A 26,998-nucleotide genomic window follows, 5' to 3' on the forward strand; every position below is an offset into this window, starting at 1 on the left:
TCCCCATTCCATGCGCGTCGATACCCGCTTCGTCACCACAGCCGCCCAAACCGGCGCTCCGCGTCGGAGCGAGACCGTGCCCTCCTTCACGGTGGCGCATCCCGGCGCGCCGGCCAGCAGCGCCGCCGCGACTCCGGCGGCTTCCCTGGCGGGGCTCGATGCGATCCTGACCCTCCAGAGCAACACCGACACACCGGAGGAGCGCCGCCGCCGCTCCGCCCGCCGCGGCAGCGACCTTCTGGATGGACTGGACCGGCTGAAGGCGTCGCTCATCATGGGTCGCGTCTCGACGCGCGACCTTCAGGCGATCGCCGCGCGTCTCGGCGAGCGCACCGGCTCCAGCGGGGATCCACGGCTCGACAGCCTGATCGCCGACATCGAGCTGCGTGCGGCGGTTGAACTCGCCAAGCTCTCGACCTCGCGCGCCGCCTGACGTCGCCGGATCCGGCGAAGGGTGCCGGCGAACCGACACCCTCCCGGATGATGCACTGCCTCAGGCGGCGCGGTTCGGTCAGCCCTTGGCCTTCGCCTTGGCGCGTGGCTTCTCCTCGGGCTCTTCCGCCATCTCGCCGCCTTCGCTGCCCTCGACGTTGATCTGTTCGGCGATTTCGCTCAGGAGTGCGTCGGTCTTCTTCTCTTCCTCGAGCGTCTGCTCAAGCAGCTTGGCGGCGTCCTCGTATCCAAGTTGGCGGGCCCAGGTCTTCAGGGTCCCGTACCGGGCGATTTCGTAGTGTTCGACGGCCTGCGCACACGCAGCGAGTACGGCATCGGCGGCAGGGCTGCCGGCGAAATCCTCGAGATCCTCCTCCATCTCGGAGGTGATCCCCTGCATGGCCTCGCAAGTCTTGGCGCGGGCCGGCTTGCCGATGATTTCGAAGACCTGCTGCAGCCGCTCGACCTGCTCGGCGCTCTCTTCCGCGTGAGTCTCGAAGGCACTGCGAAGCTGCTCATGCTCGGCCGCCTTGGCGGACTTCTTCAGTGCCCGTACTGACTGCTTCTCGGCGTAGTAGACGTCTTTCAGCGTCTCATAGAACGCATCGTGCAGGGTCTTGGTCTTGGTGGCCATGATGCTGTCTCCAGGTAGATTTAATTTATATCAGGAATTCGAAGCAGCATCCGACGCCGATGACGATCAGGATGCCAGTCTTCAGTTAGCCGATCTCGTGATGTTCAGGGATCACCGACGAACCCTATCCCGTTACCGAACAGGACCCGAACTTCGTAAGCCTGCAAAACACCGGGCGAGAGAGCGAAAATTGCATCGTTCGATCCGTGTTCCACGTAAGCTCATCTTTGGTGTCCGACGTGGCCGAGCCCAACGTGACGCGGTGCTTCGGGTTCCGTATGCGGCGGCGTCTGTCCCCACGTCCGCTCCGTCACACACAAGCGGAAGCTCCCTGCATTTTAACGCAGGTTAGGTCGGCGCTGACAGAAAGCGTCCGCTGTTGCAGTGCACGCATGGTCAAAGCGGCTTTTGCAGCCGTTGCGTGTTTGCCGCAGCGCGCAAAACATCCATGAGGATTGCAGCGCGCTGTGCGCGCGATGCGTTGTCGTGGCCTGCCCCCTGCATTATAGCCACGCAAAATGATCGCCGCGGACCGGCTGCAAGAGGCGCGAATGGCGAAGATCACGATCGAGGATGGATACGTACCGAGCGAGACCGAGCCGTTCATGAACGATCGGCAACGGGAGTATTTCCGTCGCAAGTTGCTCGGCTGGAAGTCCGATATCCTGCGGGAGGCCCAGGATACCCTCGTCGCATTACAGACCGAGAACGAGAATCATCCCGATCTGGCGGATCGGGCCTCTTCCGAGACCGACCGGTCCATCGAGTTGCGGGCCCGGGATCGCCAGCGCAAGCTGACGGGCAAGATCGACGCCGCCCTGGCCCGGCTCGAGGATGGGTCCTACGGCTATTGCGAGGAGACCGGCGAACCGATCTCCCTCAAGCGCCTCGACGCCCGCCCGATCGCGACGCTCTCCCTGGAAGCGCAGGAGCGCCACGAGCGGCGGGAGCGCGTCTACCGGGACGATTGAGACCGCCGCGACGCCCCCCGGCGGCGCGGGGCCTCGCCCCGACGCCCTTCCGACCCGGTCACGCGGTCGAATGACCGATCCTGCCTCAGAATGGCAGGATCACATCCACCAATTGCTGGCCGTAGCGCGGCTGCTGCACATCGGTGATCTGGCCGCGGCCGCCGTAGGCGATCCGCGCCTGTGCGATCTTGCTCGAATCGATGGTGTTGTCCGATTCGATATCCTCGGGTCGCACCACGCCGGCCACGATGAGCTCGCGCACCTCGAAGTTGATGCGGATCTCCTGCTTGCCCTCCACCACGAGGTTCCCGTTCGGCAGGATCTGCGTGACGATGGCGGCCACGCTGGTGGTGACGGTCTCGTTGCGCTGAACCGAACCGGCCCCGTCGCTCGACGTGGTTGAGGTGGCGTTGAGGAGCTTATCGGCCGCGATGCCCGCCGCCGCGACCCCGGCGTTGTTCTCCAGGCCGAAGGCGTTGGGCAGGCCGAACCCCTCGGCGTTCGAGCGCGAGCGCTTGGTCTCGTTGCTCAGGTTGGCCTTGTCCGTGACGTTCACCTTGACCGTTACGAGGTCGCCGATGCGGGCGGCCCGCTGGTCCTTGAAGAAGGCGCGCGAGCCGGTGCGCCAGAGGGAGTTCGGCGCGTAGGAGACCGGCTGGATGTCGGGCATCGGCAAGCGCACGGGCCGGTACCCCGCCTGTGTGGTGGGATCCTCGATCGCCGAGAGGGCCGGCGTCGCGCCGATCTGCGACAGGCGATCGGCGGTGTTGCAGGCACCCAGCGCGGTGCAGAGCAGCGCAACCGCAAGGGCCGGGGAGAGCCCGGGGCGCGCCGCGCGGCACGTCGAGTGGCGGATCGTCGAAGGGTGGGTCATCGCGGAATGGGTCATCGGGACCGGACCTCTGGCAGGTCGAAGGGGTAGGCGGACCACGCGGGTCAGCGCTGAAGCGTGGGGAGGTCGAGGGCGGCGCTCGCCTGCCGGGCAGCCGGCGCCGGCCCGACCGAGACCCGGCCGGGGCCGATCACCGCCGCGGACAGGATCTTCTTCGAGACCGGGTTGGTCACCGTGATCGCGGCGCCGAGACGTCCGCTCTCGTTGGCGACGCCCCGAAGCGAGAGGTTCAGCCCGGGTGCATCGAACACGATGGTGACGGCCTCGCCGCGCGTCACGACGTCGGGGGGAGCCAGGTCGCCCGAGCGCAGGATCGCTCCAGCGCCGAGGCCGCGCTGCGCCACCTGGCCGGCGAGGTTGCCCTGCGCGCCCTGCGCATCCGCCGGAGTCGCCTCGCGGGGGCGTCGCTCTACCGTGATGTCGCCGGCCGTCACCGCTTCGCCCCGGTTCAGGGCGCGCCCCAGGATTGCGACCTCGCGGATCTCCAGGACTTGGCCGGTGACGCGCAGCGATGCCTGGCGCTCGCCCAGGGTGACCAGGGCCGCGATCCGGCGTGAGCGGGGATCGTAGCTCACGTCGAGGGCCGCTGCCGGCCCGTCGAGGGTGACGGGGGCGAGGAGGACGGGCGCCTCGCCGTCGAGGCGCACCGCGAGGTTGCGGGCGTCGAGGCCGTGATGCGTCTCGAGGGCGCGCTTGAGCGCGGCCTCGATCTCGGGCTGGGTGACCCGGCGCGCGGCGCGCAGGACGGAGACCTGCACCCGCCCCCCGGTCTCGATCTCGCCCAGCCCCAGGGCCGCGACGGCATCGGCGATCCGGCGCGCCTGGATCGTCCCCGTCGCGCCCAGGGCCGGGGCACGAAACAGCGGGTGGCGCTGGACCTCCGCGGAGGCGCCCTCCACGAGGTCGCCGAGCGTCAGCACGTCGCCGCGCGCGGTCACGTCGCCGCGCAGGCGCAGAACAGGGGCCTCCTCCGCCAGCACCTGCCCGATGAGCAGGGAGAAGGCGAGGACCGCGAGCAGGACGCGGCCGACGGTGGCGGCGCTCACCGTCGCGACCCGGACGGGGCGTACGGAGGGGATCTGGCGAAGGGCGTGCATGGTCAGGAGCCCGGTCAGCTGCGGAACATCTGGGAGGTGGTGGAGAGCATCTGGTCGGCGGCCGTCACCACCTTCGAGTTCATCTCGTAGGCGCGCTGAGCCGCGATGAGCGAGGAGATCTCGGTGACGGCGTTGACGTTCGCCTCTTCGAGGTAGCTCTGCTGCAGGTTGCCGAAGCCTTCCGCGCCGGGCAGGCCGGTGATCGCGGCACCCGAGGCGGCGGTCTCGATGAACAGGTTGTCGCCGATCGATTCGAGGCCGACCTTGTTGACGAAGCGGGCGAGCTGGAATTGCCCGAGCGCCTGCGGCGCGGTCTGGCCGGGGATTGTCGCCTGAACCGCGCCCTGGGCGCTGATCGTCACCGAGGTGGCAGTGCTCGGCACCGTGATCCCGGGATCGACGAGGTAGCCGTCGCGGGTGACGAGCTGCCCCTGCGCGGAAAGGTCGAACGAACCATCGCGGGTATAGGCGGTGCGGCCGTCCGGCAGGGTGATGCGGAACAGGCCCTCACCCCGGATCGCGACGTCGTACTCCTTCTCCGTGGTCGTCAGCGTCCCCTGCGACATGACCCGGGCGGTGGAGGTGGTCTTCACGCCCGAGCCGATGGCGAGACCGGCCGGCAGCTGCGTGTTCTGGTCGGAGGTCGAGGAGCCGGCCCGGCGCAGGTTCTGGTAGAGCAGATCCTGGAAATGCGGCTGCTGGCGCTTGTAGCCGGTGGTGCGCAGGTTCGCGATGTTGTTCGAGATGACCTGGACGTTGAGTTCCTGGGCCGCCATGCCTGTGGCGGCAGCGTAGAGGGCGCGCATGCGGGTCGATCCTTACGCGACGTCGGCGAGACGGCGGATTGCCGTGCCGCGCAGGTCGTCCAGGCGCGAGATCACGCCGGACACCATGGTGTAGGTGCGGTTCACGTCCATCAGCCGGGTCATTTCGATGACCGGCTTGACGTTGGAGCGCTCCAGGGCCCCGGCCTCGACACGGCCGGCGAGACCGGCGGCCTGCGGCTGGGCTGTAGAGGCGTAGAGGTTGGCGCCCTCGTTGGTCAGCGCCTGCGGGTTGGCGAAGGTCACGAGGCGGACGCGGCCACGAATGCCGAGGTTGGTGGAGATGGTCCCGTCGGGCCCGATGGCGATGCCGGTCTCCTGCGGGTTGATCTGGATGGGACCGCCCTCGCCCTGGACGGGGTAGCCGTCGCTGGTCACCAGGGTGCCCTGCGCATCGGTCTCGAACGCGCCGTTGCGGGTGTAGCGATCACCGTTCGGCGTGCGCACAACCAGGAAGGCGTCGCCGCGCACGGCCACGTGCAGCGGGTTCCCGGTCTGCTCGATGGGGCCCTGCGCCAGGTCGAGGGCGGTGCCCTGGTCGATGACGTAGGAGACGCGGCGATCCGGCTTCTGAAAGGAATCGGCGCTCGCCACCGGCATCAGGTATTCCTGGAAGCGGCTGTTGCGGGCCTTGAAGCCGTTGGTCGAGACGTTGGCCATGTTGTTGGCGATGACGTCGAGCTCGCGCTGCAGCGCCATCTGGCTCGACACCCCAACGAACAACGCGTTCTGCATGACACTCTCACGGCCCGACGAGCGACGACACCCCAACCTCCGCACGCGTCATGCCAAACGGGATCATCCTTTTTTTCCATTCTATCTCAGTTACTTATGATCATAACGGTCGTCCTGCGGCTCCGGTTCGCGGCGACCGGGCGGCAGATCCAACCCGGCAGATCCTGCCGCCTTAACGAGACGTTAACCCTGTTCGCCAGATACCTCCTTCGAGGTACCGCACGGGTGCGGACACCCTCGATCCGCAACCCCGAGGTCCACCGATGGCCAAGAAGCCGAAGAAGGCCACCGAGGGCGAAGAGGGCGTCGAGGGCGAGGCTCCGAACCCGGGGAAGAAGAAACTCGTCATCATTGGCGCGGTCGTTTTGGCGCTCGTGGGCGGTGGCGGCGGCTACTTCTTTATGAAGAAGAAGGGCGCGGGCGACGGGCATGGTGACGCCGCAGCCGAGGTGAAGAAGCCGGTCGTGTTCCTCGACGTCCGCGAGATGATGATCAACCTCGCCAACGAGCCCGGCCAGGACAAGTCACGCTTTGCCAAGATCAAGGTCACCATCGAACTCAAGGATGCCAAGGTCGAGGGCGAGGTGAAGCCCCTGATGCCGCGCATCGAGGACACCTTCCAGGTCTACCTGCGCGAACTGCGCGCCAGCGACCTGGCGGGCTCCGCGGGCATCTATCGCCTGCGCGAGGAACTGCTGCGCCGGGTCAACGTCGCGATCCATCCGGCACGGGCCGAGGCGGTCCTCTTCAAGGACGTGATCGTCCAGTAGCCGTCCGGGATCGAGACCAAGAGTGTGCGGGTGACGAAAGTTTGCGGGTGACGAGAGTCTGATGGCCGGACCGGACGACGAGATCGACGAGGACGACTGGGCCGCAGCCCTCATCGCCCAGAACGGCGAAGGCGGGGAATCTTCGCTCGCCGACGAGTGGGGCGCGGCCTTGGCCGAGCAGGGCACCACGACCCATGCCAGCGACGTCGCCGCCGAATGGGCGACGATGATCGAGGACGGGGAGACCGACAACCTCCCCGAGCTCGCCGGCAACGACCGCATCCTGAACCAGGACGAGATCGACGGCGTCCTGGGCTTCTCCCTGCGCGAGCTCTCGGCTTCGGGGGCCGGGGGCGTGCGCGCCATCGTCGATTCGGGCGTCGTCCAGTACGAACGCCTGCCGATGCTGGAAATCGTCTTCGACCGGATGATCCGGTTGCTGTCGACGAGCCTGCGCAACTTCTTCCAGGACAACGTCGAGGTCACCCTCGACAACATCACGTCGGTGCGCTTCGGCGACTACCTGAACGCGATTCCGCTCCCGACGCTGCTCGGCGTGTTCCGCGCCGATGCCTGGGAGAATTCCGGCCTCGTCACCGTGGAGTCGAACCTCGCCTACTCGACCCTCGACCTGCTGCTCGGCGGCAAGCGCGGCGGCTCCTCGACGCGCCTCGACGGACGGCCCTTCACCAGCATCGAGATGCAGCTCGTCCGGCGCCTCGTGGAGATCATCCTCACCGACCTCGAACTGTCGTTCCAGCCACTCTCGCCGGTGCGTTTCGCCATCGACCGGATCGAGACCAACCCGCGCTTCGCCACCATCACCCGGCCAGCCAACGCCGCCATCCTGATCAGCCTCAAGCTCGACATGGACGGTCGCGGCGGCCTGCTGCAGATCCTGTTTCCCTACGCCACGATCGAGCCGATCCGTGAACTGCTCATGCAGAGCTTCATGGGCGAGAAGCTCGGCCGCGACCACGTCTGGGAAAGCCACCTCGCCACCGAGATCTGGCAGGCCGACGCCACCATGGAGGCGGTGCTGCACGAGATGATGCTGCCGCTGAAGAAGGTGCTGTCCCTGAAAGTCGGCGACACCCTGATGTTCGACACCAAGCCGTCGGACCTGATCGCGGTCCGCTGCGGCGACTGGGCCCTGACGCAGGGGCGCATCGGCCGGATCGACGACAGCATCGCGGTGCAGCTGACGCGGCCCCTGCGCCGCTCACGCACCACGCTCCAGGCCTTCGAGGCCTCCATGAACAACCGCCGCGACGGGTGACCCACACGCCATGAGTCTGATCGTGACCCTCGCCGCCGACATCCTCGTCGCCATCCTCCTCGTGGCCACCATCGTCTCGTCGGTGCGCCTGAGCCGGCGCATCACCAAGCTGAAGGCCGACGAGGCAGCCCTGCGCCAGACCATCGGTGACCTCGTCATGGCGAGTTCCACCGCCGAGCGGGCCATCGTCGGACTGCGCGCCACGCTCGACGAATGCGACCGGACGCTGGCCGATCGGCTCAGCACCGCCGAGCGCTACGCCGCCGACCTCGCCGCCCATGTGGCGGCCGGTGAATCGGTGATCACCCGGATCGCCTCCATCGTCTCCCAGGCCGCGCCCGAGCGTCCGGGCACTCGGGCCGCCGCCCCGCCACCGAAGGAGGCGCGGGACCTCGAACGCGTGCCGCCGCCGGTGCGCGTAACCGCCGCTGCCCCGGCGAGCCCCAACGGTGAGCGCCTCGGTGTCGCGGCCGCGGCGGCGCTCGCCATGTCGGAGCGGGCCCTTGGCCGTCTGCGGAGCAAGGCCGCGTGACCAAGCCCGGCCGCCTCGTCCGGTTTCGTCAGCCGCGCCCGTTCAAACTGCGCCTGATCGATGCCGTGACCCTGGCGGCCGCCGGGCTGCTGGTGCTCAAGCTCTCCGCGATCGCCGTGGAGGAGACCCGGCCACAGCCGGGTGCACCCCCCTCGGACTTCGCCCGGGTGCTCGCCAAGGCCCGCACCAACTACGAGCCGGCCGACCCGACGACGACGGGCTCCGTGACCCCGAAGGAGCCCGAGAAGCCGGCCGCCGAACCCGAGAAGCCGGCACCCCGTCCGCCGCCGCCGCCCGAGACGATCCCGGCCTCCGAGCGGGCGATCCTGGAGCGGCTGTCCGCGCGCCGCGATACCCTGAAGCAGCGCAGCGAAGCCCTCGACCTGCGCGAGCAGCTGCTCGGCAACGCCGAACGCAAACTGGAGGAGGGCGTCGATACCCTCAAGCAGGGCGAGGACAAGGCCGAAGGCGGTGGTTCGCAGCGAGCCGAGGCCGAGCGGGCCGCGCTGAAGAATATCGTGACCATGTACGAGACAATGAAGCCGAAGGACGCCGCGCGGGTGTTCGACCGCCTGAACCTCGAGGTTCTCGTGCCCATCGTTCTGGCCATGAATCCGCGCAAGATGGCGGAGGTTCTGGCCCTGATGCAGTCGGAGCCCGCCGAGAAGCTGACCGTCGCGCTGGCCAACCGTGCCCGGGGCCAGGGCGCGCCGCCGGCGCCCGCCGTCGCCGCCGGACTCGGGCCGAACGAACTCCCGGCGATCGAGCCGACGCCCCGACGCTGAAGTCGGAATTGCCGATAGGCCCGGGCCCGCGAAGCCATCCTCCATTGCGCGAGGCCCGTCGCGCGACTAGGGGCAGGCATCCCGTCGGGCATCGAGCCGCCCTGCGGATCCGGGGAGCGATATCCGTGTTGTCCAGCAGCCTGTTCCGTCCATTTGCCGCCGTCGTCCTCACGCTGGTCGTGGCGGGGCCTGCCACGGCTCAGGAGGCCGAGGCCCCCGAACCGGCCGCGGAAGCGCCGGCGAAACCCAAGCCCCGCAAGCCCGCGCCGCCCAAGCCCGCCCCCGCGAAACCACCCGTCGCGGCGCCGGCCGCCGCACCGACCGCCGGCTGGCCGACGGGGGCAAGCTCGCTCACGGAAGTCTACGGCGACTGGACGGTGACCTGCGCGCGCGGGGAAGCCGCCGACGCGAAGGCCGAATGCGCGGTCATGCAGGCGCAGGGGGCCAAGGGCCGACGCGAATTCGCCATCGAGATCCGCCCACCCGCCGAGGGCCGGGCCCAAGGCTTCATCCTCATGCCGCTCGGCCTCGCGATCGAACCGGGGATCTCCTTCAAGCTGGACGAGGCCGTGCTCGGCAAGGGCGCGCCCTACCTCTCCTGCAGCCTCGAAGGATGCCTCGTGCCGGTGAGCTTGCCGACCCTTGCCACGGACACGATGAAGACCGCCAAGGCCCTGCTGGTCTCCGCCACCAAGCCGGAAGTCAAGGATCCGACCGTGATCACCGTCCCGCTGGCGGGGTTCGCCAACGCGCTTGCCCGGGCGTCCACCCTCGCGAACTGAACGGCCGAAGGGAGGTCCGTCCCTTCGGAGCGTGGCCACGCCTGGCGGCGGCGGTCGAACAACCATCGAATGAGGAAATGGCGCATGACCCGGAATATCGCGACCGCCCTGGTGCTGGCCGGGCTACTGATGGGTCAGGCGCAGGCTCAGCACGGGCGCGCGGGGGCGCCGGACGGCGTGCCATCCGATCCCCCTGCCGCACCGGAGAGCAAGGTCGAGCGCCAGCGGAACAATGCCGCCAAGCTGGCCGGACTGCTCGCCTTCGTGCGGGCGAACTGTCCAGATCTGCAGCCGAACGATGCGCGCTTCAAAACCGTGGTGGCGAGCCTCGGCGTCGCTCAGGACGACCTCCAGGCCGGCGATCTCCAGGTGCGGGCGCTCGCCTACGCCGACGCCTACGGCAAGGACATCCCGGCCAATTGCGCGCGCGCGACCGAGAATTTCGGTGCCGGCGGCCGAACGATCCCGGACCTGCTCGCCAAGCGGTAGGACTCGCAACGACGCCTTAAGTGCCCGTTAGCCTCGATGCGCGACACTGCGGGACAACGTGGCGTAAGCCGAACGATCCGCCGATTGGTCGTTCCGCGCATCGGGTTTGGCGTATCCTGCGATGGCTCTGGGTGCCGGTATCGCGACAGGACGGAGGCGGCCCTGGGCGCGTCTCGTCGCGGCGTCGGCGTTGGCCGGAGCGCTCTGGAGCCCCGGGAGCGCCGAAGCCGCGCGCCTGACCGCCATCAAGGGCGCTCAGGCCGAGCGCTACGGGCGCATCATCCTCAGCTTCGACAGTGCGGTTTCCGTGAAGGCGCGGGTGTCCGGCGCCGTGCTGGTTCTCGGCTTCTCCGAGAAGGCCGGGGCCGCGCCTGAGCGGATCACCGCCGAGATGCCGGACTACGTCTCGGCCGTTCGCCGCGACCCGGACGGCCTGGGTCTCCGCCTCGCCCTCCAGAGGCCGTATCGCGTCAACGTTCAGGAGGCGGGCGAAACCGTCTTCATCGACCTGCTCCCGCAGGACTGGGCCGGCCTGCCGCCCGCCCTGCCGTCGGAAGCGGTGGCCGAACTGTTCCGGCGTACGCGCGCCGCCGAGGCGGCCCTCAAGGCGGCGAAGCCTCCGCCGGAGCCCCGGCCGGTGCGCCTCGAACTCGCGCAGCTCCCGACCCTGACCCGCCTGAGCCTGCGCCTGCCCGCCTCGGCGTCCGCACCCTTCGACACTCTCGGCTCCGCGACGCGGGTGACGCTGCCCGGCGCCTGGCGGATCGACGACGTGGCGACGCGCGGACGCCTGAAGCCCGCCATCGAGGCGTTGCAGGTCGAGGCGGATGTGACGGGCGCACGCCTCCTGGTGACGCCGGCCGCCGGCTACGAAGTTAGGACCTTCCGGGACGAGGACGGCGTGACGGTCGATGTCGCGCGGGTGCCCGGTCCGGAAAAGCCCAAGCCCGTGGCGGCCACCGCCCCCGAAAGCGAGGGCAAGCCCACCGCGTCGGCGGCTCCGGCGCAGGAAGGCCCGAAATCCGTCGCGGCCCGCGAGCTGCCGGGAAAGCCGGTTCCCCCGCCCGTCGTTCAGCGTCCGCCGGGCCCCGGCCTCGTCTTCCCATTCCAGCGCATGCCGCCCGCTGCCCTGTTCGAGCGGGCGGGCATCGCCCACCTCGTCTTCGAGACCTCCGAGCCGGTGAGCGTTTCGGCCGGCGAGGGGATGCTTGCCGCGCTGGGGCCGCCGGCACGGAGCGGACGCGTCTTCAGCCTGCGCTTCGCCGTGCCCCGTGACCGCCTGTTCGACCTCGTGCCCGCCGGGCCACCGGAGGCACCGACCGGATGGGAGCTCGTGGCCGGCGAAAACCTCGCGGCGAGCGAGTCCCTGGCCGCGATCCGCAATGCCGATCCGGCGGGCCGCATCGGCGTGAGCGTACGCCTGCCGAACCCGGGCGCGGCCTCCTGGCTCGACCTCGACGGCGAGCGCGTCGCGGTGGTCACGGGGTACGGCCCGAAGCCGGCGGGCATCCCCAAGCGACAGGTTTTCGTGGACTTCGAATTGCTGCCGAGCCGCCAGGGCGTCGCCGTGCTGGCGCAGGCCGACGACCTCCTGGTCCGACCCGATATCGACGGCGTCGCGATCGGCCGGGAATCCGGAATGGCGGTGTCCGGCGTGGCGCGCGTCGCCGAAGCGCCCCTGACGGCGATGAGCGACCTCGCGGTCGATCGGGGTCCCTGGGAGGCGTCACAGCGCGGCGCCACGCGCGATCTGCTGCGCGATCAGCTCCAGGCCACGGCGGAGGCGCCACGCGCCGCCCGGGGCCCGCTCCGGATGGTCTACGCGCGCAGCCTCCTGGCGAACCGTCTCACCATCGAAGCCCTCGGCGTGCTGAAGGCCGCCGCGGCGGACGACCCGGTGATCGCCGGGCAACGCGACGTGCCGATGCTGACCGTGATCGGGAACGCCCTGATGGGCCGGAACGGCGATGCCCGGGCGAAGCTCGCCGCCGACATCCTGAGGAACGATCCCGAGGCCCGTCTCTGGCAGGCCTATCTCGATGCGGTCGAGGGCCACTGGCCCGCCGCCGACAGCGGCTTTCGCGTCGCCGCAAGCGTCCTCGAACGCTATCCCGACGATCTCCAGACCCTTCTGCGCGGGGCCGCCGCCGAGGCCGCCATCGAGACCGGCGACTGGGATGCCGCCAACCGGCAGATCACCGCCGCCGCGCGGGTGGCCGACGGGCCGACCCAGGAGCGCCTTGCCCTGCTGCGTGCCCGGATCGACGAGGTCACGGGACAGACCGTCGCCGCGCTCGATGCCTATGAGCGCCTGAGCGAGGCACGCGAGGCCGCCGTCGCCGCATCGGCCCGGTTGCGGGCCACGATGCTCGGGCATGCCGCGGGCAAGATCCCCGTGGCGGAGGCCATCGAGCGGCTGGAGGTTCTGGCCCTGTCCTGGCACGGCGGGGACATCGAGCCGCGCACCATCGCGAATATCGCCAAGCTCTACGTGGAGGCCGGGCGCTGGCGTCAAGCCTTCCTCACCGCCCGGCGCACGGACGCCCTGGGGACCGATACCCCCCTCGTGCGCGAGGTCCACGACATGGCCCAGGCGCTGTTCGACGACCTCTACCTCGGCGAACGCGGCATCAAGCTCCCGGGGGTCGAGGCCCTGGCCCTGTACTTCGATTTCAAGGATTTCTCTCCGATCGGCCGGCGCGGCGACGAGATCGTGCGGCGCCTCGCCGACCGCCTCGTGGAACTCGACCTCCTCGACGCCGCCGGCGAGCTCCTGCAGCATCAGGTCGACCATCGGCTCCAGGGCCCGAGCCGCGCCAGCGTCGCGGCCCGCCTCGCCGCGATCCGGCTCATGGACGAGAAGCCGCTGCTGGCTTTGCAGAGCCTCGACGCCACCTACCTGCCGGAACTGCCCGAAGACCTGCGGCGCGCCCGTGCCCTCCTGCGAGCGCGTGCGCTCTCCGACCTGTCGCGCACCGACCTCGCCCTCGAAACCATCGAAGGCGAGGCCGGCGCCGATGCCGCGCGCCTGAGGGCGGACATCCTCTGGACCGGGCGGCGCTGGCGCGAGGCGGGCGAGGCTCACGAAGCCCTGGTCGGCGATGCCTGGCGCCGCCGGGTCCCCCTGGACGACGCCGCCCGCACCGACATCCTGCGCACGGCCATCGCCTACGGTCTGGCGGGCGAGGTCCTGGGCCTCGAACGCCTGCGGGCGAAGTTTGCCGGCCCGATGGCCGAGAGCGTGGATGCACGGACCTTTGCGCTCCTCACCCAAGCCAATGCCGTGCGCTCCCCGGGCTTTCGCGAGATCGCCCAGAGGGCCACCAGCGCCGAGACCCTGCAGGCCTTCCTGGCCGAATACCGCCGACGCTACCCCGAGACCGCGGTCCCGGCGCCGTCCAAGCGCGACGCGGAGACCCGGGCCGACGCCCAGGGCACGACGCCGCCCGGCTGATTCCACCCAGGTCGGACGGCAGGTCGGGAGGGGTGGTGAACCGCCTCCCGAGAGGCGCGCGACAGGCGGCGTAAAAGCCTGCCCGGTTTCATGAAATTCCGGCCCTCCGACCGCAACAAATCCCGAAGGGCGGCGTTCTGAATCCAATCGCACATCACAGCGCGGCGACCCTTCCCGCCCGTCGCAACAGAGGCTTCGCAACGACCATGGACTCGCTCGATCCGAAGGCCGGCAAGACCCACCTCGACATCTACGACAGCCAGCAGCGCAGCACGATGGCCTCGCGCCTCGGAGTCTCCGAAGACCGCCTCAAGCGCGCCGTGCGCCTCGTCGGCTCCCGCATCTCGACCCTCCGGAGCTACCTGGAGCGCTGACGCCGCGAAACATGGCGGGATGACAGTACAAGGGCGCCCCTCGGGGCGCCCTTCGTCGTTCACGGGCCACTCGGAGGCCGACCGGACGGGTGGCGCCCGGCTCAGGTTCCGTAGCTCTGGACGAGGGAGCCGGCCACCAGGGTCCAGCCGTCGACCAGGACGAAGAAGATCAGCTTGAACGGCAAGGCGACCGTGGCGGGTGGCACCATCATCATGCCCACCGCCATCAGGATCGAGGCGACCACGAGATCGATGATCAGGAAGGGGATGAAGAGCAGGAAGCCGATCTCGAAGGCCCGGCGCAGTTCCGAGATCATGAAGGCGGGCGTCAGGACTTCGAGGCCGACGGCCTCGGGTCCGGCCGGCAGGGGCGCCTTCGCCATGTCGAGGAAGAGCTTGAGGTCCTTCTCGCGCACGTTCCTCAGCATGAAGGTCTTGAATGGCGCAGAGGCCCGCTCGAAGGCGACGCTCTGCGTGATCTGGCCGGCGACCAGCGGCTCGATACCGGCGCGATAGGCCTCCCGTCCCACCGGCGCCATCACGAAAGCGGTGAGGAAGAGCGCAAGGCTGGTGATGACCGCGTTCGGTGGCGCGCTCTGGGTGCCGAGCGCCGAACGCAGGATCGACAGGACGACGATGATCCGCGTGAAGGAGGTCGCCATCACCAGCACCGAGGGCGCCAGCGCCAGGACGGTCAGCAGGGCGACGAGTTGCAGCGCCCGCTCGGTCACCCCGCCGGTTCCGAGGTCGACCGAGAGGCTCTGGGCCTGCGCCGCGCCGGACAGGGTCCAGCCGGCACCGGCCAGGATCGCCAGGCGGACGGAGCTGCGCAGGCGACAAGCTGCGATGAATCGGGTGTCGGTCATTCCGGTTCCGGGAGCTGCGACGCGGCTCGGCCGCGCGGCCCTCTTATCATCCAGGCTCCGGCCTGCATCCCCGCTCGACGCTCCAGCGCCTGCTTTCGCCCGGAAGGGCGCTACGGCTTGCGATCGAGCGGACGCCCGAGCAGGCGCGCGAACTCCGCTTCGATCTCCTCCACGGAGAAGGGATTGGGGCTGACCGCCGGCTTCGAGGCCGGCGGCTCCGGGGCCCGAGCCGGCGCGACGAAGGGCGGCGGATCGACCTCGACCGGCGCAGGAGCTGCCTCGATCGGCGAAGGAGCTTTCTCGACCTGCGGAGCATCGGCGACGACCACGTGGACGACGGGCGCCTCGACGGTGGACACGTCCAACGCCGGCTGGGCTGCGGCCGCGTCGAGAAGGACGGGCTTGGAAGGAGCAGGATGCTCGTCGACGGTAGCAACCTCCGGCGGCGCGGCGGCCTCGTCATCGAACAGTGCCTCATCGGCGTCGGCGGGCGCCTCGGGTGAGGTCGGCTCCGGATGCCGCGCCGCCTCGGCCATCGCCGCCGCGACCGGGTCGATGGCTTGCGCGACCTCGGCGCTCGGAACGGTCGGGCTCTCGCTGGGCGCGGCCGTGCTTTCAGCCTCTAGCGCTGGCGGATGTTGCTCAGGAGCGGCATCGATCGGGCCGGTCGGCGGCACGGGTTGCGGGACCTGGACGGGGAGGGCGGGGCGAACGGCGGCCGAAGGCCGGCGCAAGGCTTCCTCCAGCTGGCGAGCCATGTCCGACAGGATCGCCGCGTCGATGCCGCGCGCTGCAGCCGGGGCGGCGACGGGCGCGAGCGGCAGCGCCTCGGGCACGGGCGGCGGCAGATCGTCGACCGTGCGCTCCGGTGCGCGGACGCGATCTGCGAAGGCCGCCGGGACCAGATTCACCAGGGAGGGCGGGGCGCGCCGGATCACCCGCGCGAGGGTCGAGTCCTTCGTCCGCGGTGCGGTGGGTTTTTGCGGAGCCGGAATCTCGTCCGCGCCCATTTCATTCGAGGTCAGGTCGAGGGCGGGTCCGGCAGGGTGCGGCCGCGCGTCCGACCCGGGAACGGGGGCGGTCAGCACCACCGGCATCTCGAAGCTCGGTTCGAGGTAGGGTGCCGGAGCCGGCGGGGCCGGGCGCTGCGGGAACGGCTCGGCATCGCGCTCCCCGTAAGACTCGTTCAGCGACAATCCCTGAGCCGACGGCTCCGGGACCGGCGCCGATGGCGTCGGGGCGGCTGCGTGGACCGGCTCGGACGGTTCGCCGTAGGCTGCCTCCTCGTTCGACAGACGCGCGCTGATGCCCCGCGTGATGTTGCGTTCCACAACCACGTCGTTGGGGCCGCCGACGAGGAGCAGGTGCTCGACATTGTCCCGACGTAGCAGGATCAGTTGCCGCTGGCGATCGAGCTCGTAGATGTCGACGATGCCGAGGCGTGGCTGGCGCCCGCGCGGTTGCGTCTGATCGGATGCGGCCGCACCCCGGCTGGTCAGTCGACGGAGGAGGAACACCCCCCCGGCGAGCACGAGGAAGATGACGACGAAGATGATGGCGAACTGGAGGGAGAACGAACCATCCGAGCTGAAGAACGATGACAAGACCGGGGTCTCTCGCTTTTAGGGGCTCGCAGCCCAACGCAACACTTGAGTTCGCAGTATCATGTCCCGGGCGAGCCGGGGCAATAACGTTAAGATTTCGTTAACAGGTGGTTTCCAGCAGGTCGCAGCACCGAGCGGACCCCGAAATCCGGACGGGCGGACCGTTCCGGAACGGAACCCGCACGGGGTCCGGGCGCGTTGGCTGACCATCGTGAGCGGAGACCCAACGCGTGCCCCCTCTGGACGAACGACACGACGGTTACCTGCGCGACGCCGTGGCCCTCGCCAGCGAGAATGCCCGGACCGGCGGCAAACCCTACGGCGCCGTCATCGTGCGTGACGGGACGGTCCTGGCCCGGTCCGTCAACACCATCGCGATCACCCACGATCCGACCGACCATGCCGAGATGGTGGCGCTCCGCGCGGTCAGTCGCAGTCTGGGCAGCCCGAAGCTCGCGGGCTGCATCGTCTACGCGAGCGGGCGGCCCTGCCCGATGTGCCACGCGGCCATGCGCCTGGCCGGCATTCGCGAGGCCTACTTCGCCTACAGCGCGGAGGAGGGGGAGCGCTACGGGCTCCTCGGCGCGGGCATCTACGCGGAACTGTGCCAGCCGCTGGCCGCTCAGCCGATGCGGGTCGAGCACCGCCCCATCACGGTAACGGACCACCCCTATGCGGTCTGGCAGGAGCGTCAGGCGAATTCCGACGCGGAGTCGACGCCATGACCATCCCGCGCGCCGTACCCGTCATCGCCATCGTCCTGTTCCTCATCGTGGCGGCCACCGTCGCCCTGTTGTGGAGCCAAGGGGGCCTGCGGCACCCAAGCGAGGATGTGCGGTCCGGCGGCGCCCCCGCGGCCTGCGCCCCGCTCAACCAGAATGGCCCTCCCCCGGCCGAATGCCCACAGGCTCAGCCGTCGACCCAGCGAGCCCCCTGACGCTCTCAGGTGAAACGTCGCACCGGCGTCCGACTTTAACGCGGTGTTAACCATGAGGCCGGCAGATTTTGCCGGTCCCACCGGGCAGATTCTTCCGGGTCGAGGGGAGGGTCCTGCACCGTGTCCATCACCGACCTCCCCATTCTCGGCATGCTGCGCACGCGCATGCAGTGGCACCAGACCCGTCAGAAGCTGCTGGCGGAGAATGTCGCCAACGCCGACCTGCCCGGCTTCAAGCCGCGCGACCTCGCGAGCCCCGATCTCGGAAGGCCCGGCAGCGGCCTCGCGCAGCCCTCGGGTGCGACGACGGGGGGCGGACTCGCCGTCACCAACGCCTTCCATATCGGGCCGGTCGGTGCGGGCGAGGGGCCCGGTGCCGACCCGCGCCGGGTGAAGGGGTTCGAGATCCGGCCGAGCGGCAACGGCGTCAATCTCGAGGAAGAGATGATGAAGGCCGGCGACAACCAGGCAGATTACCAGATGGCCGCGTCGCTCTATCAGAAGAGCCTCGAGACCCTGAAGATCGCCATCGGAAAGCGCTGAGTGCAGATGCCGATTGACCCAATGGAGCCTGCACCATGGACTTCCTGAAATCGCTCACTACCGCCGCCTCGGGCCTCAAGGCCCAGTCGAGTCGTATGCGGATCATCGCCGAGAACATCGCCAATGCGGATTCCGCGCCCGCGACGCCGGGGGCCGAACCCTATCGGCGCAAGATCCCGACCTTCCGGCAGCAGGTCGACCGCGAGACCGGCGCCGCTCTGATCGAAACGGGTCGCGTCCGCCGCGACACGACGCCGTTCCGAACGAAGTACGATCCCGGCAATCCCACCGCGAATGCGCGGGGCGAGGTCGCGATGCCCAACGTCAACGGGCTGATCGAGAACATGGACATGCGCGAGGCCCAGCGCTCCTACGAGGCCAACCTCAACATGGTCACGGCGACCCGCCGGATGGTCGCCAAGACCCTCGAGATCCTCAAGGCCTGATCCCGCACCCGTCCGCACCTGAAAGCCCGCCCGCATGACCACCAACGCCTTCGCCGCCGGCGCCTACGCGGCGATCCAGAACATCGGCGCCAAGGGTGCGCCCAAGATCGCGCCGGCGACCGGCGCCACGGGGACGAACTTCAGCGCGCTCCTGTCCTCCACCCTCGAAACCGTCGGCGAGGCCGGGCGCCGGGCGGATAGCCAGGCTCTGGCGGTGGCGGGCGGCAAGGCCAACGTGGTGGACGTCGTCACGGCGGTGGCCGAGAGCGAGACGGCGCTGCAGACCCTGGTGGCCGTGCGCGACCGGGTGATCTCGGCCTACGAGGAAATCATGCGGATGCAGATCTAAGGCGCGTTTCGCCGCAACGCCATCGGGAACGGCACCAGCGCCGCCGCACCCGCCGACCCTGTATCTTCACCCTGCGAGATGACATTTCACCATGACCGGTCTCGCCATCATCGACGTCGCTCGCGACGGCATCTTCGTCTTCCTCAAGGTCGCCGGACCGATCATGATCGTGGCGCTGGTGGTCGGCCTCGTCGTCTCCCTGGTCCAGGCCCTGACGCAGATCCAGGAACAGACCCTGATCTACGTGCCCAAGATCGTCGCGGTCTTCGCGACGCTGCTGCTGATGCTCCCGTTCATGGGCGACGCCCTGGGCAGCTACATGACCCGCATCGCCGCGCGCATCGTCTCCGGGGGCTGAAAGCCTGCTATGAGAGGCCATGAACCTCCTCCTGCCGGGCATCGCGGCGGCCTTCCTCCTCACCTTCGCGCGGATCGGCACCTTGGTGATGCTGATGCCGGGGGTGGGCGAGCAGTTGGTCTCCCCGCGACTGCGCCTCGCCTTCGCGCTGCTGCTCTCGCTCATCCTGTTCCCCATGGTGCGCCCGCTGCTGCCGATGCAGGGCGGCGCCATCGCCGGGCCGGGACTGATCGCCCTGCTGATCGGCGAATTGCTGGTGGGGCTGATGCTGGGCTTGACGGTCCGCATGGTGCTGGCCGCCCTGCAGACCGCGGGCATGATCGTATCGCAGCAGCTCGGCCTGTCCTACGCCATGACGGTGGATCCGACGCAGGGCGGACAGCAGACGGCGCTCGGCAACTTCCTGACGCTCCTCGGCGTCACCCTCGTGGTGGCGACCGACCTGCATCACGTCGCCCTCGACGCGATCGGACGCAGCTACGTCCTGCTGCCGCCGGACGGGGTTCCGGGCATGGGAGAGGCGGCGGGCCTCGCTCTGAAGGCGATCGCGCGGGGCTTCGCCCTCGGCGTGCAGATCTCGGCCCCCTTCATCGCCTTCGGCATCCTGTTCAACGTCGGCCTCGGCGTGCTCGCGCGGCTGATGCCGCAGATGCAGGTGTTCTTCGTGGCCGTGCCGGCTTCGGTCCTCATCGGCATGCTGCTACTGCTCGGCAGCCTCGGCATCATGATGGGCGTCTTCCTGGACGATCTCGGGCGCTACCTCGCGGATCTCACCGGGCGCTGAACCCCGTGTCGGGAGCCTGAGCCGTGTCGGACGAGGCTGATCCGGAGGACAAGACCGAAGACCCGACCCCACGGCGGATCGAGAAGGCGATCGAGCAGGGCAACGTCCCGAACAGCCCGGAAATCAACACCTTCTTCATCCTAGCCGCCTTCACCATGGCGCTGCTGCTCGCGTCGGGCAGCATCGCCAGCGGCCTCGTGGCGAGCCTGCGCGGTTTCCTGATGAACGCGCACCAGGTCCCCTCCGACCCCTCGGCCTATACCGAGATGGGCATCCGCATGCTGATCATCTGCGCCCAGGCGCTGATGGTCCCGGTGGGCCTCGTGGTGGTGGCCGGGCTCGCGGCCGGGCTCTCACAGCATCCGCTGGTGTTCAGCACCGATGCGATCGGCCCGAAATGGGACCGGGTCTCGCCCATGGCCGGCGTCAAGCGCATCTTCGGCATGGAGGCCCTGGTCCAGTTCCTCAAAGGTCTGGCGAAGCTCGGCATGGTGGGGGTGGTGGGCGGTACCATCCTGTGGGGCGAGCGCGACCGGATGGAGGTGTTCGCCCGCCTCGACCCCGCCGCCACCCTGGCGGCGATCCTCGGCCTCACGCTGAAGCTGATGGCCGGCATGCTCTGCATCTTCGTGGCGATCGCGCTCGGGGACGCGCTTTACCAGCGTCACCGCTGGCGCAGCCGTTTGCGCATGTCCAAGGAGGAGATGAAGCAGGAGCACAAGGAGAGCGAGGGCAGCCCCGAAGTGAAGGGCCGCATGAAGCAGCTCCGCGCCCAGCGCGTGAAGAAGCGCATGATGGCCGCGGTGCCCGATGCAACCGTCATCGTCACCAACCCGACCCACTACGCGGTCGCCCTGCGCTACGAAGCCGGCATGGCCGCGCCCATCTGCGTCGCCAAGGGCGTCGACAGCCTCGCCCTGAAGATCCGCGCGGTGGCCAAGGAGCACGACGTGCCGATCCTCGAGAACCCGCCGCTGGCCCGCGCCCTGCACGCAACGGTGGAGATCGACGCCGAAATCCCGGCGGAGCATTACCGCGCGGTGGCCGAGGTCATCGGCTACGTCATGCGCCTCCGGCGGCGGGCCGCGTGAGGGCACAAAGATCGCAGCGGCCTGATATCTCGGCGGGTTACGCCGGTTTGGGCTTGCCGCCGGCCCGAACGGGGGGCTAACCCGAATGGCTTCTGGAGTGGATCGACGGCGGATGGTTGAGTTCAGCGGACCGGGAAAACCCGCGTCGAACGCGATCGATCGATCCGAACGCCCGGGGCGCGTGGGTCTTCTCCTCGTTCTGGCGGGCCTGCTGGTCGGCGCGGCGGTCGGCCTGACCTTCGTCGCCAACGAGCAGGCGCAGCCGCTCATCCTGGGCCTGCTGGCGCTTCTCGCCATGGCGGGGGTGTTCTGTCTCTTCGCGCTCGCCATCGGCGCCATCCAGTTCGGAGGGCAGACCACGCGCGACGACATCACGAAGGCCATCGTGGACGCCTCGCCGGACGGGGCGATCGTGGTCGAGGAGGGCGGACGCCTCATCTACGCCAACGAATCCTACCTGCGCATCGCGGGCGGCGAGACCTTCGCCAGCCTGCGCCCGGTGGAGCGGGTCTTCGTCGGCTCGCCCGAGGTCTCCGAAGCGGTCTACCGGCTGGCCCAGGCAGCCCGCGACGGCTTGGGGCACACGGAGGAGATCCGGATGGCGCCGCCGCCGGCGGGCGGGGGCGAGCGGGCCTTCGCCTGGTTCCGCATCGCCGTGCGGCCGACCGAGCGGCCAAGGCGCCCCGCCACCCTGTGGACGGTGAGCGACATCACCCACGAGCGCGAGCGCCAGGAGAACGTCTTCCAGGAACTCCAGCACGCCATCGACTACCTCGATCACGCGCCCGCAGGCTTCCTGTCCATCGATCCCGCCGGCTCGATCGTCTACATGAACGCCACGCTGGCGGCCTGGCTCGGCTACGACCTCGCGACGGTGGGCTCCGGCGGCCTCCGGCTCGCCGACATCGCCCCCGGCGCTGACATGCTCACCGCCTCGGAAGGCCTGCCGGGCGAAGTCCGCACGGATCGCTTCGACCTCGACCTGCGCCGCCGCAACGGCCACCCGCTGCCGACGCGGCTCTACCATCGCGTCGCCTTCGGTCAGGACGGACGGCCCGGGCCGTCGCGCACCTTCGTGCTCAACCGCTCCGCCGGGGCGGAGACCGACGAGCCGCAGCGGGTCGCGGAGGTGCGTCTCGCACGCTTCCTGAATAACAGCCCCATCGCCATCGCGACCCTCGACCAGGCCGGGCACATCGCCCGCGCCAATGCGTCCTTCGCCCGCCTGTTCGGGGGCCTGCCCCGGCAGGCGCTGCCCGGGGGCCAGAACGATCTGCAGAGCGAGCCCACCATGTGGGATGCGATCGCCGAGCGGGACCGCGCCGTCCTCGAAACCGCCCTGTCCAAGGCCGCCGCCGGCTTCGTCGAGGTGGCGCCCATCGAGATCATGCTCGCCGGCCCCGGCAACCGTTCGGCCCGCGTCTGGCTCAGCCCGGCCGGCGGCGAGGCCGCCCGCGCCCCCCGCGACGGGGAGGAGGGCGATCAGAACGACCGCGAGCGCGTCATCCTCTATGCCCTCGACACCACCGCCCAGCGCCAGCTGGAGCAGCAGGTGGCGCAGGCCCAGAAGATGGACACGGTAGGCCAACTCGCCGGCGGCATCGCGCACGACTTCAACAACGTCCTGCAGGCGATCATCGGCTATTCGGACCTGCTGCTGGCGAGCCATCGGCCGACCGACCCGGCCTTCCAGGACATCATGCAGATCAAGCAGAACGCCAACCGGGCCGCGAGCCTGGTGCGTCAGCTGCTGGCCTTCTCGCGGCGCCAGACCCTGCGCCCGGAGGTGATGAATGTCGGCGAGGCCCTCTCCGACCTGACCCTGCTGCTCAAGCGCCTGCTCGGCGAGCGCGTCGACCTCGACCTGAAGCACGGCCGGGACATCTGGCCGATCAAGGCCGACGTGAACCAGTTCGAGCAGGTCATCGTGAACCTCGCGGTCAATGCCCGCGACGCCATGCCGGAGGGTGGCCGGCTCCTCATCCGCACCGCCAACGTCACGCACGAGGCGGTGCCGAGCGAGAACCGCCTCGGCATGCCGGCCGGCGACCACGTCCTGATCGAGGTGCTCGACACCGGCCAGGGCATCCCACCGGACGTGATGGAGAAGATCTTCGAGCCGTTCTTCACCACCAAGGAGATCGGCAAGGGCACGGGGCTCGGCCTCTCCACCGTGTTCGGCATCGTCAAGCAGAGCGGCGGCACCATCGACGTGCGCTCGACGGTGGGCGAGGGCACCGCCTTCCGGATCTACTTCCCGCGTCACGAGCCCAGCGCCGAACCGGCGCCCGAGCCCGAGATCGCGCTTCCGTCCCCCTCATCGCAGAACTCCGCCGCCATCGCGGCGAGCCGCCTTAAGGGCGGCGGCGACCGGGCGAAGACCGACGCCGACAAGCCGGCGCCACGCAAGCCGGCGCCGGATCACACCGGCCAGGGGGTCATCCTGCTGGTGGAGGACGAGGACCCTGTCCGCGCCGTCAACAGCCGCGCCCTCTCGGCGCGCGGCTATACGGTGCTCGAGGCCGCCTCGGGAATCGACGCCCTGCGCATCATTGCGGAGACCTCCGAGACCATCGACCTCGTTGTGTCCGACGTGGTGATGCCGGAGATGGATGGGCCGACCCTGCTGCGCGAACTGCGCAAGGATTCCCCGAACCTGAAGGTGATCTTCGTGTCCGGCTACGCGGAGGACGCCTTCCGCAAGAACCTGCCCGACGGCGAGGATTTCAACTTCCTGCCCAAGCCCTTTAGCTTGAAACAGCTTGTCGAGACGGTGAAGGAGACGATCGCGCGATAGGGCGCGGGCGGATGGGGATTCTTCGGGCGTATCCCGGGAATCTCCGTCGCCGCTCTTGCCGCACGAGAACAAAACAGGTACATAATCGGCATCCGAGGCGCATTGAGCCTTGCTCTTCCCCCATGCATAAGGATGCCGACGAATGGCCCAGCCCGCGCTGAAAGTTGTGGAATCCCCGATGGTGGACAAGGACAAGGCCAAGGCGATCGACGCCGCACTGTCACAGATCGAGCGTGCCTTCGGCAAAGGCTCGATCATGCGGCTCGGCAAGAACGACAAGGTCGCTGAAGTCGAGGTCGTCTCCACCGGCTCCCTCGGTCTCGACATCGCGCTCGGCGTCGGCGGCCTGCCGCGCGGCCGCGTCATCGAGATCTACGGCCCGGAATCCTCGGGCAAGACCACGCTCGCCCTGCACACCATCGCGGAAGCTCAGAAGAAGGGCGGCGTCTGCGCCTTCGTGGATGCCGAGCACGCCCTCGACCCGGTCTATGCGCGTAAGCTCGGCGTGCAGCTCGACGATCTCCTGATTTCCCAGCCCGACACCGGTGAGCAGGCCCTGGAGATCACCGACACGCTGGTGCGCTCGGGCGCCATCGACGTGCTGGTGGTGGATTCGGTGGCGGCCCTGACGCCGCGCGCCGAGATCGAGGGTGAGATGGGCGACAGCCAGCCCGGCCTGCAGGCACGCCTGATGAGCCAGGCCCTGCGCAAGCTCACGGGCTCGATCTCGCGCTCGAAGTGCATGGTCATCTTCATCAACCAGATCCGCATGAAGATCGGCGTGATGTATGGGTCTCCGGAGACCACGACGGGCGGCAACGCCCTGAAGTTCTACGCGTCCGTGCGCCTCGACATCCGTCGCGTCTCTACCCTGAAGGATCGCGACGAGGCCATCGGCAACCAGGTCCGCGTCAAGGTCGTGAAGAACAAGGTCGCGCCGCCCTTCAAGCAGGTCGAGTTCGACATCATGTTCGGCGAAGGCGTCTCGAAGGTCGGCGAGCTGATCGACCTCGGCGTGAAGGCCGGGATCGTCGAGAAGTCGGGTGCCTGGTTCTCCTATGCGAGCCAGCGCCTGGGGCAGGGCCGCGAGAACTCGAAGGGGTTCCTGCGCGACAACCCGGAGATCGCCGGCAAGATCGAGGCATCGATCCGTCAGAATTCCGGGCTCGTCGCCGAGAAGATCCTCGAAAACGCCAAGCCCACCGAGGACGAGTTGGACGAAGGCGAGGCCTGAGGCGGTAGCGCTCCGCCACCATCCGGCGGAGCAACCGATCGACCCACGAGAGAAAGGCCGCCGGGTGGATGCCCGGCGGCTTTTCTCCGTTTCTCGACCCGTTGGGCTACCCGGGAGGGAGCACGTCGATCTGGATCGCGGCGTAATAAGCGGCGAGGTCCGCAATCTCGGCGTCGCTGAGGGATTTCGCGACCACGTTCATAATCTCGTTCCGGCGCGTGCCGTCCCGGTATTCGGTGAGTGCCTTGACGAGGTAGGGTTCGACCTGACCCGCGAGGTTGGGAGCCTCCGGCAGCTTGGAGAGCCCGTCGAGGCCATGGCAGGTCTGGCAGGCGATCGCCGCCTTGCGCCCGGCCTTCGCGTCTCCCGCCTGCGCCGCTCCCGACAGCAGAAGGACGGCCAGGAGCGGGACGAGGCGGATCACCGCCCGCACTCTCCCTCGCATCCACCGGTCCTCAACTGCCCGCACCTCATTTGCCCTCATAGGAGATCCGGTAGATCGCGCCGGCGGTGTCGTCGGCGACCAGCAGGGATCCATCGAGCAGTACCGCCACGTCGGCCGGGCGACCGAGATATTCCCCGTCGGCCGTCAGCCAGCCCTCGGCGAAGGGCTTCGGCGCGCCGGCTTTACCGTCCTTGTCGACGGGCACGTACACGATCCGGGCGCCGATCGGCTGGGTGCGGTTCCAGGAGCCATGCTCAGCGGTGAAGATGCCGCCGCGATATGATTCTGGGAACATGCGGCCGGTATAGAAGACCATGCCGAGATCGGCCGCGTGGGGCGGCAGTTCGGCCTGCGGGAAGACGGCATCCTTCGGCGGCGTCTCGTCCTTGTACTCCACCGTCCGGACCTGTCCGCCGCCGAACCAGGGGAAACCGAAATTCTCGCCGCCCTTGGCGATGCGGTTCAATTCTCCGGGGGGCGTGTCGTCGCCCATCCCGTCCACCTGGTTGTCGGTGAACCACAGGGCCTTGTCGGCGGGGTTGAAGTCCATGCCGACCGAATTGCGGATGCCGGTGGCGTAGACCTCCCGGTTCTTGCCGTCCGCATCCATGCGGATGATCCCGCCGATGCCGGTCTGGGCATAGAGCTCGCGCTTCGTCGCGGGTGGCACGTTGTAGGGCTGGCCCAGCGAAATGTATGTCTTGCCGTCCGGCCCGACCCGACACATCCGGGCGGTGTGATTGTAGCTCTCCTCGGCCGCCGGGATGAGGTCGCCCTGCTTGACCAGGATGCCGGCCGCCACATCCGGGCTCTCGTAGAAGAACTCGGCGGCCGGGAAGGACAGGACGCGATTCTGCTCGACGATCGTGAGCACCCCGTCCTTCGAGAAACAGACCCCGTTGGGGATCTTGAAGGCGATGCCGGGCGCGAAGGCCCGGACCTCGTCGGCGACGCGGTCCTTGTCGCGGTCGGTGACGGTGTAGACCTTGCTCTTGCGCGTTCCCACGAACAGGACACCGGCGTTGGGACCGACCGCGATGGAACGGGCGTCCGGCACCACCGCATAGAGGTCGATCTTGAAGCCCTCGGGCAGCTTGATCTTGCCGAGCGTCTTGCGGAGTGCATCCGCGCGCCGGCCGGTCTGCGGGATCTCTGGGGCCTCGGCGGTGCCGGTGCTCTGCATGCCCGTCAGCTTCTCCAGGGCATCCGCCTTCGCCTTCGTGTCGGCGGGGGACGCGCCCTGCGCGAGGGCGGCCGTAGAGAGCGCCAGCGCGGCGCAGCCGGCCAGCAGCGTCGCGGTGAGGACCGATCGCATGGGTGTCTCCCTGGATCCGCCCGCGTGCCGGGGCGGTTGAGCCCCGACGATATGATCCTCCCGGCGACGCCGGCAAGGGGTTCCGGAGGCGCGGTACCGGTCCGGCTTCGAAGGCCGGATCGGCCATGCGGACGTGTTTCACGCGGCGTGCTCCCGGACCGGCGGTGCGCAAAGTCGAA

The 26,998-nt window shown here is 69.1% G+C and carries 29 protein-coding genes; 20 read left to right on the plus strand and 9 right to left on the minus strand.

Annotated elements, in window-relative coordinates; all coding sequences use genetic code 11:
* Nucleotides 1-10: 10 nt before the first annotated feature.
* Nucleotides 11-433 carry a flagellar assembly protein FliX gene (locus tag OF380_RS16430; protein WP_264045794.1) on the plus strand — a complete coding sequence of 141 codons (423 nt, stop codon included), beginning with the start codon at nucleotides 11-13 and terminating at the stop codon, nucleotides 431-433.
* 78 nt (nucleotides 434-511) lie between these two features.
* On the opposite strand, the gene OF380_RS16435 is transcribed toward OF380_RS16430, so the two are convergent.
* Entirely contained in the window at nucleotides 512-1,066 is a 555-nt protein-coding gene (locus tag OF380_RS16435) for a YciE/YciF ferroxidase family protein (protein ID WP_264045797.1), read from the minus strand.
* Between the two features lie 551 nt (nucleotides 1,067-1,617).
* Here OF380_RS16435 and dksA point away from each other — a divergent pair.
* A complete protein-coding gene (dksA, locus tag OF380_RS16440; RefSeq protein ID WP_056186249.1) occupies nucleotides 1,618-2,037 on the plus strand; it encodes an RNA polymerase-binding protein DksA in 420 nt (139 codons plus the stop codon).
* An 85-nt stretch (nucleotides 2,038-2,122) separates the two neighbouring features.
* Here the strand turns inward: dksA and flgH are convergent, their stop codons facing one another.
* The 4 genes from flgH to flgF all read right to left on the minus strand — a co-directional run bounded on the left by flgH (nucleotide 2,123) and on the right by flgF (nucleotide 5,585).
* Nucleotides 2,123-2,911 (minus strand): flagellar basal body L-ring protein FlgH, encoded by a 789-nt coding sequence (gene flgH / locus OF380_RS16445; RefSeq protein ID WP_264045800.1) that lies wholly within the window; start codon nucleotides 2,909-2,911, stop codon nucleotides 2,123-2,125.
* Between the two features lie 62 nt (nucleotides 2,912-2,973).
* Nucleotides 2,974-4,026 carry a flagellar basal body P-ring formation chaperone FlgA gene (gene flgA / locus OF380_RS16450; protein ID WP_264045802.1) on the minus strand — a complete coding sequence of 351 codons (1,053 nt, stop codon included), beginning with the start codon at nucleotides 4,024-4,026 and terminating at the stop codon, nucleotides 2,974-2,976.
* Nucleotides 4,027-4,040: 14 nt separating this feature from the next.
* Entirely contained in the window at nucleotides 4,041-4,832 is a 792-nt protein-coding gene (gene flgG / locus OF380_RS16455; protein WP_264045804.1) for a flagellar basal-body rod protein FlgG, read from the minus strand.
* 12 nt (nucleotides 4,833-4,844) lie between these two features.
* Nucleotides 4,845-5,585, minus strand: coding sequence for a flagellar basal-body rod protein FlgF (gene flgF / locus OF380_RS16460; RefSeq protein WP_264045806.1), 741 nt, complete (start codon nucleotides 5,583-5,585; stop codon nucleotides 4,845-4,847).
* A 263-nt stretch (nucleotides 5,586-5,848) separates the two neighbouring features.
* Between flgF and fliL the strand changes: the two genes are divergently transcribed.
* The 8 genes from fliL to OF380_RS16500 all read left to right on the plus strand — a co-directional run bounded on the left by fliL (nucleotide 5,849) and on the right by OF380_RS16500 (nucleotide 14,050).
* Nucleotides 5,849-6,355, plus strand: coding sequence for a flagellar basal body-associated protein FliL (fliL, locus tag OF380_RS16465; RefSeq protein ID WP_264045808.1), 507 nt, complete (start codon nucleotides 5,849-5,851; stop codon nucleotides 6,353-6,355).
* Nucleotides 6,356-6,416: 61 nt separating this feature from the next.
* The gene (fliM, locus tag OF380_RS16470) at nucleotides 6,417-7,634 is read left to right on the plus strand and encodes a flagellar motor switch protein FliM (RefSeq protein ID WP_264045810.1); all 1,218 of its coding nucleotides are present in this window, start codon (nucleotides 6,417-6,419) and stop codon (nucleotides 7,632-7,634) included.
* Between the two features lie 10 nt (nucleotides 7,635-7,644).
* Nucleotides 7,645-8,166: a DUF6468 domain-containing protein gene (locus OF380_RS16475; RefSeq protein WP_264045811.1), complete on the plus strand. Its 522-nt coding sequence runs from the start codon at nucleotides 7,645-7,647 to the stop codon at nucleotides 8,164-8,166.
* Nucleotides 8,163-8,951, plus strand: a complete 789-nt coding sequence (locus OF380_RS16480) for a MotE family protein (protein WP_264045812.1) — start codon at nucleotides 8,163-8,165, stop codon at nucleotides 8,949-8,951. Before OF380_RS16475 ends, OF380_RS16480 begins: the two co-directional genes overlap by 4 nt.
* 125 nt (nucleotides 8,952-9,076) lie before the next feature.
* Complete coding sequence (locus tag OF380_RS16485; protein WP_264045814.1) at nucleotides 9,077-9,733, plus strand: invasion associated locus B family protein; 657 nt, start codon at nucleotides 9,077-9,079, stop codon at nucleotides 9,731-9,733.
* Nucleotides 9,734-9,817: 84 nt separating this feature from the next.
* The gene (locus tag OF380_RS16490) at nucleotides 9,818-10,222 is read left to right on the plus strand and encodes a hypothetical protein (RefSeq protein WP_264045816.1); all 405 of its coding nucleotides are present in this window, start codon (nucleotides 9,818-9,820) and stop codon (nucleotides 10,220-10,222) included.
* Between the two features lie 121 nt (nucleotides 10,223-10,343).
* Complete coding sequence (locus tag OF380_RS16495) at nucleotides 10,344-13,676, plus strand: hypothetical protein (RefSeq protein ID WP_404810468.1); 3,333 nt, start codon at nucleotides 10,344-10,346, stop codon at nucleotides 13,674-13,676.
* Between the two features lie 206 nt (nucleotides 13,677-13,882).
* The gene (locus OF380_RS16500) at nucleotides 13,883-14,050 is read left to right on the plus strand and encodes a DUF3606 domain-containing protein (RefSeq protein ID WP_264045820.1); all 168 of its coding nucleotides are present in this window, start codon (nucleotides 13,883-13,885) and stop codon (nucleotides 14,048-14,050) included.
* A gap of 101 nt (nucleotides 14,051-14,151) precedes the next feature.
* On the opposite strand, the gene fliP is transcribed toward OF380_RS16500, so the two are convergent.
* Together fliP and OF380_RS16510 are read right to left on the minus strand one after the other, a co-directional pair.
* Complete coding sequence (gene fliP / locus OF380_RS16505; RefSeq protein WP_264045822.1) at nucleotides 14,152-14,916, minus strand: flagellar type III secretion system pore protein FliP; 765 nt, start codon at nucleotides 14,914-14,916, stop codon at nucleotides 14,152-14,154.
* A 110-nt stretch (nucleotides 14,917-15,026) separates the two neighbouring features.
* The gene (locus OF380_RS16510; RefSeq protein WP_264045824.1) at nucleotides 15,027-16,520 is read right to left on the minus strand and encodes a hypothetical protein; all 1,494 of its coding nucleotides are present in this window, start codon (nucleotides 16,518-16,520) and stop codon (nucleotides 15,027-15,029) included.
* Nucleotides 16,521-16,750: 230 nt separating this feature from the next.
* Between OF380_RS16510 and OF380_RS16515 the strand changes: the two genes are divergently transcribed.
* The 10 genes from OF380_RS16515 to recA all read left to right on the plus strand — a co-directional run bounded on the left by OF380_RS16515 (nucleotide 16,751) and on the right by recA (nucleotide 25,059).
* Nucleotides 16,751-17,245, plus strand: a complete 495-nt coding sequence (locus OF380_RS16515) for a nucleoside deaminase (protein ID WP_264045826.1) — start codon at nucleotides 16,751-16,753, stop codon at nucleotides 17,243-17,245.
* A complete protein-coding gene (locus tag OF380_RS16520; protein WP_264045828.1) occupies nucleotides 17,242-17,457 on the plus strand; it encodes a molecular chaperone-like protein in 216 nt (71 codons plus the stop codon). Before OF380_RS16515 ends, OF380_RS16520 begins: the two co-directional genes overlap by 4 nt.
* Before the next feature lie 120 nt (nucleotides 17,458-17,577).
* Nucleotides 17,578-18,000, plus strand: a complete 423-nt coding sequence (flgB, locus tag OF380_RS16525) for a flagellar basal body rod protein FlgB (RefSeq protein WP_264045830.1) — start codon at nucleotides 17,578-17,580, stop codon at nucleotides 17,998-18,000.
* A 35-nt stretch (nucleotides 18,001-18,035) separates the two neighbouring features.
* Nucleotides 18,036-18,446, plus strand: coding sequence for a flagellar basal body rod protein FlgC (flgC, locus tag OF380_RS16530; protein ID WP_264045832.1), 411 nt, complete (start codon nucleotides 18,036-18,038; stop codon nucleotides 18,444-18,446).
* Between the two features lie 34 nt (nucleotides 18,447-18,480).
* Complete coding sequence (gene fliE, locus OF380_RS16535) at nucleotides 18,481-18,795, plus strand: flagellar hook-basal body complex protein FliE (RefSeq protein WP_264045834.1); 315 nt, start codon at nucleotides 18,481-18,483, stop codon at nucleotides 18,793-18,795.
* A 91-nt stretch (nucleotides 18,796-18,886) separates the two neighbouring features.
* On the plus strand, nucleotides 18,887-19,153 hold the full coding sequence (fliQ, locus tag OF380_RS16540) for a flagellar biosynthesis protein FliQ (RefSeq protein WP_264045836.1): 267 nt from the start codon (nucleotides 18,887-18,889) through the stop codon (nucleotides 19,151-19,153).
* Between the two features lie 19 nt (nucleotides 19,154-19,172).
* Entirely contained in the window at nucleotides 19,173-19,937 is a 765-nt protein-coding gene (gene fliR, locus OF380_RS16545; protein ID WP_264045838.1) for a flagellar biosynthetic protein FliR, read from the plus strand.
* Nucleotides 19,938-19,960: 23 nt separating this feature from the next.
* Nucleotides 19,961-21,028 (plus strand): flagellar biosynthesis protein FlhB, encoded by a 1,068-nt coding sequence (flhB, locus tag OF380_RS16550; protein ID WP_264045840.1) that lies wholly within the window; start codon nucleotides 19,961-19,963, stop codon nucleotides 21,026-21,028.
* A 112-nt stretch (nucleotides 21,029-21,140) separates the two neighbouring features.
* Nucleotides 21,141-23,825 (plus strand): cell cycle histidine kinase CckA, encoded by a 2,685-nt coding sequence (gene cckA, locus OF380_RS16555; protein ID WP_264045842.1) that lies wholly within the window; start codon nucleotides 21,141-21,143, stop codon nucleotides 23,823-23,825.
* A 142-nt stretch (nucleotides 23,826-23,967) separates the two neighbouring features.
* Nucleotides 23,968-25,059 (plus strand): recombinase RecA, encoded by a 1,092-nt coding sequence (gene recA, locus OF380_RS16560; protein WP_264045844.1) that lies wholly within the window; start codon nucleotides 23,968-23,970, stop codon nucleotides 25,057-25,059.
* Between the two features lie 106 nt (nucleotides 25,060-25,165).
* On the opposite strand, the gene OF380_RS16565 is transcribed toward recA, so the two are convergent.
* Together OF380_RS16565 and OF380_RS16570 are read right to left on the minus strand one after the other, a co-directional pair.
* Nucleotides 25,166-25,483: a c-type cytochrome gene (locus OF380_RS16565; protein ID WP_264045845.1), complete on the minus strand. Its 318-nt coding sequence runs from the start codon at nucleotides 25,481-25,483 to the stop codon at nucleotides 25,166-25,168.
* Nucleotides 25,484-25,529: 46 nt separating this feature from the next.
* Nucleotides 25,530-26,819, minus strand: a complete 1,290-nt coding sequence (locus OF380_RS16570; protein ID WP_264045847.1) for a PQQ-dependent sugar dehydrogenase — start codon at nucleotides 26,817-26,819, stop codon at nucleotides 25,530-25,532.
* Nucleotides 26,820-26,998 lie beyond the last annotated feature (179 nt).

The organism is Methylobacterium sp. FF17 (assembly GCF_025813715.1).
Lineage (GTDB): Bacteria > Pseudomonadota > Alphaproteobacteria > Rhizobiales > Beijerinckiaceae > Methylobacterium > Methylobacterium flocculans.

Bases quoted from the DNA above. Each gene is read 5' to 3' on its own strand.
- OF380_RS16430 (WP_264045794.1), top strand. From the start codon at position 11: ATGCGCGTCGATACCCGCTTCGTCACCACAGCCGCCCAAACCGGCGCT.
- OF380_RS16435 (WP_264045797.1), bottom strand. From the start codon at position 1,066: ATGGCCACCAAGACCAAGACCCTGCACGATGCGTTCTATGAGACGCTG.
- dksA (WP_056186249.1), top strand. From the start codon at position 1,618: ATGGCGAAGATCACGATCGAGGATGGATACGTACCGAGCGAGACCGAG.
- flgH (WP_264045800.1), bottom strand. From the start codon at position 2,911: ATGACCCACCCTTCGACGATCCGCCACTCGACGTGCCGCGCGGCGCGC.
- flgA (WP_264045802.1), bottom strand. From the start codon at position 4,026: ATGCACGCCCTTCGCCAGATCCCCTCCGTACGCCCCGTCCGGGTCGCG.
- flgG (WP_264045804.1), bottom strand. From the start codon at position 4,832: ATGCGCGCCCTCTACGCTGCCGCCACAGGCATGGCGGCCCAGGAACTC.
- flgF (WP_264045806.1), bottom strand. From the start codon at position 5,585: ATGCAGAACGCGTTGTTCGTTGGGGTGTCGAGCCAGATGGCGCTGCAG.
- fliL (WP_264045808.1), top strand. From the start codon at position 5,849: ATGGCCAAGAAGCCGAAGAAGGCCACCGAGGGCGAAGAGGGCGTCGAG.
- fliM (WP_264045810.1), top strand. From the start codon at position 6,417: ATGGCCGGACCGGACGACGAGATCGACGAGGACGACTGGGCCGCAGCC.
- OF380_RS16475 (WP_264045811.1), top strand. From the start codon at position 7,645: ATGAGTCTGATCGTGACCCTCGCCGCCGACATCCTCGTCGCCATCCTC.
- OF380_RS16490 (WP_264045816.1), top strand. From the start codon at position 9,818: ATGACCCGGAATATCGCGACCGCCCTGGTGCTGGCCGGGCTACTGATG.
- OF380_RS16495 (WP_404810468.1), top strand. From the start codon at position 10,344: ATGGCTCTGGGTGCCGGTATCGCGACAGGACGGAGGCGGCCCTGGGCG.
- OF380_RS16500 (WP_264045820.1), top strand. From the start codon at position 13,883: ATGGACTCGCTCGATCCGAAGGCCGGCAAGACCCACCTCGACATCTAC.
- fliP (WP_264045822.1), bottom strand. From the start codon at position 14,916: ATGACCGACACCCGATTCATCGCAGCTTGTCGCCTGCGCAGCTCCGTC.
- OF380_RS16520 (WP_264045828.1), top strand. From the start codon at position 17,242: ATGACCATCCCGCGCGCCGTACCCGTCATCGCCATCGTCCTGTTCCTC.
- flgC (WP_264045832.1), top strand. From the start codon at position 18,036: ATGGACTTCCTGAAATCGCTCACTACCGCCGCCTCGGGCCTCAAGGCC.
- fliE (WP_264045834.1), top strand. From the start codon at position 18,481: ATGACCACCAACGCCTTCGCCGCCGGCGCCTACGCGGCGATCCAGAAC.
- fliQ (WP_264045836.1), top strand. From the start codon at position 18,887: ATGACCGGTCTCGCCATCATCGACGTCGCTCGCGACGGCATCTTCGTC.
- fliR (WP_264045838.1), top strand. From the start codon at position 19,173: ATGAACCTCCTCCTGCCGGGCATCGCGGCGGCCTTCCTCCTCACCTTC.
- cckA (WP_264045842.1), top strand. From the start codon at position 21,141: ATGGTTGAGTTCAGCGGACCGGGAAAACCCGCGTCGAACGCGATCGAT.
- recA (WP_264045844.1), top strand. From the start codon at position 23,968: ATGGCCCAGCCCGCGCTGAAAGTTGTGGAATCCCCGATGGTGGACAAG.
- OF380_RS16570 (WP_264045847.1), bottom strand. From the start codon at position 26,819: ATGCGATCGGTCCTCACCGCGACGCTGCTGGCCGGCTGCGCCGCGCTG.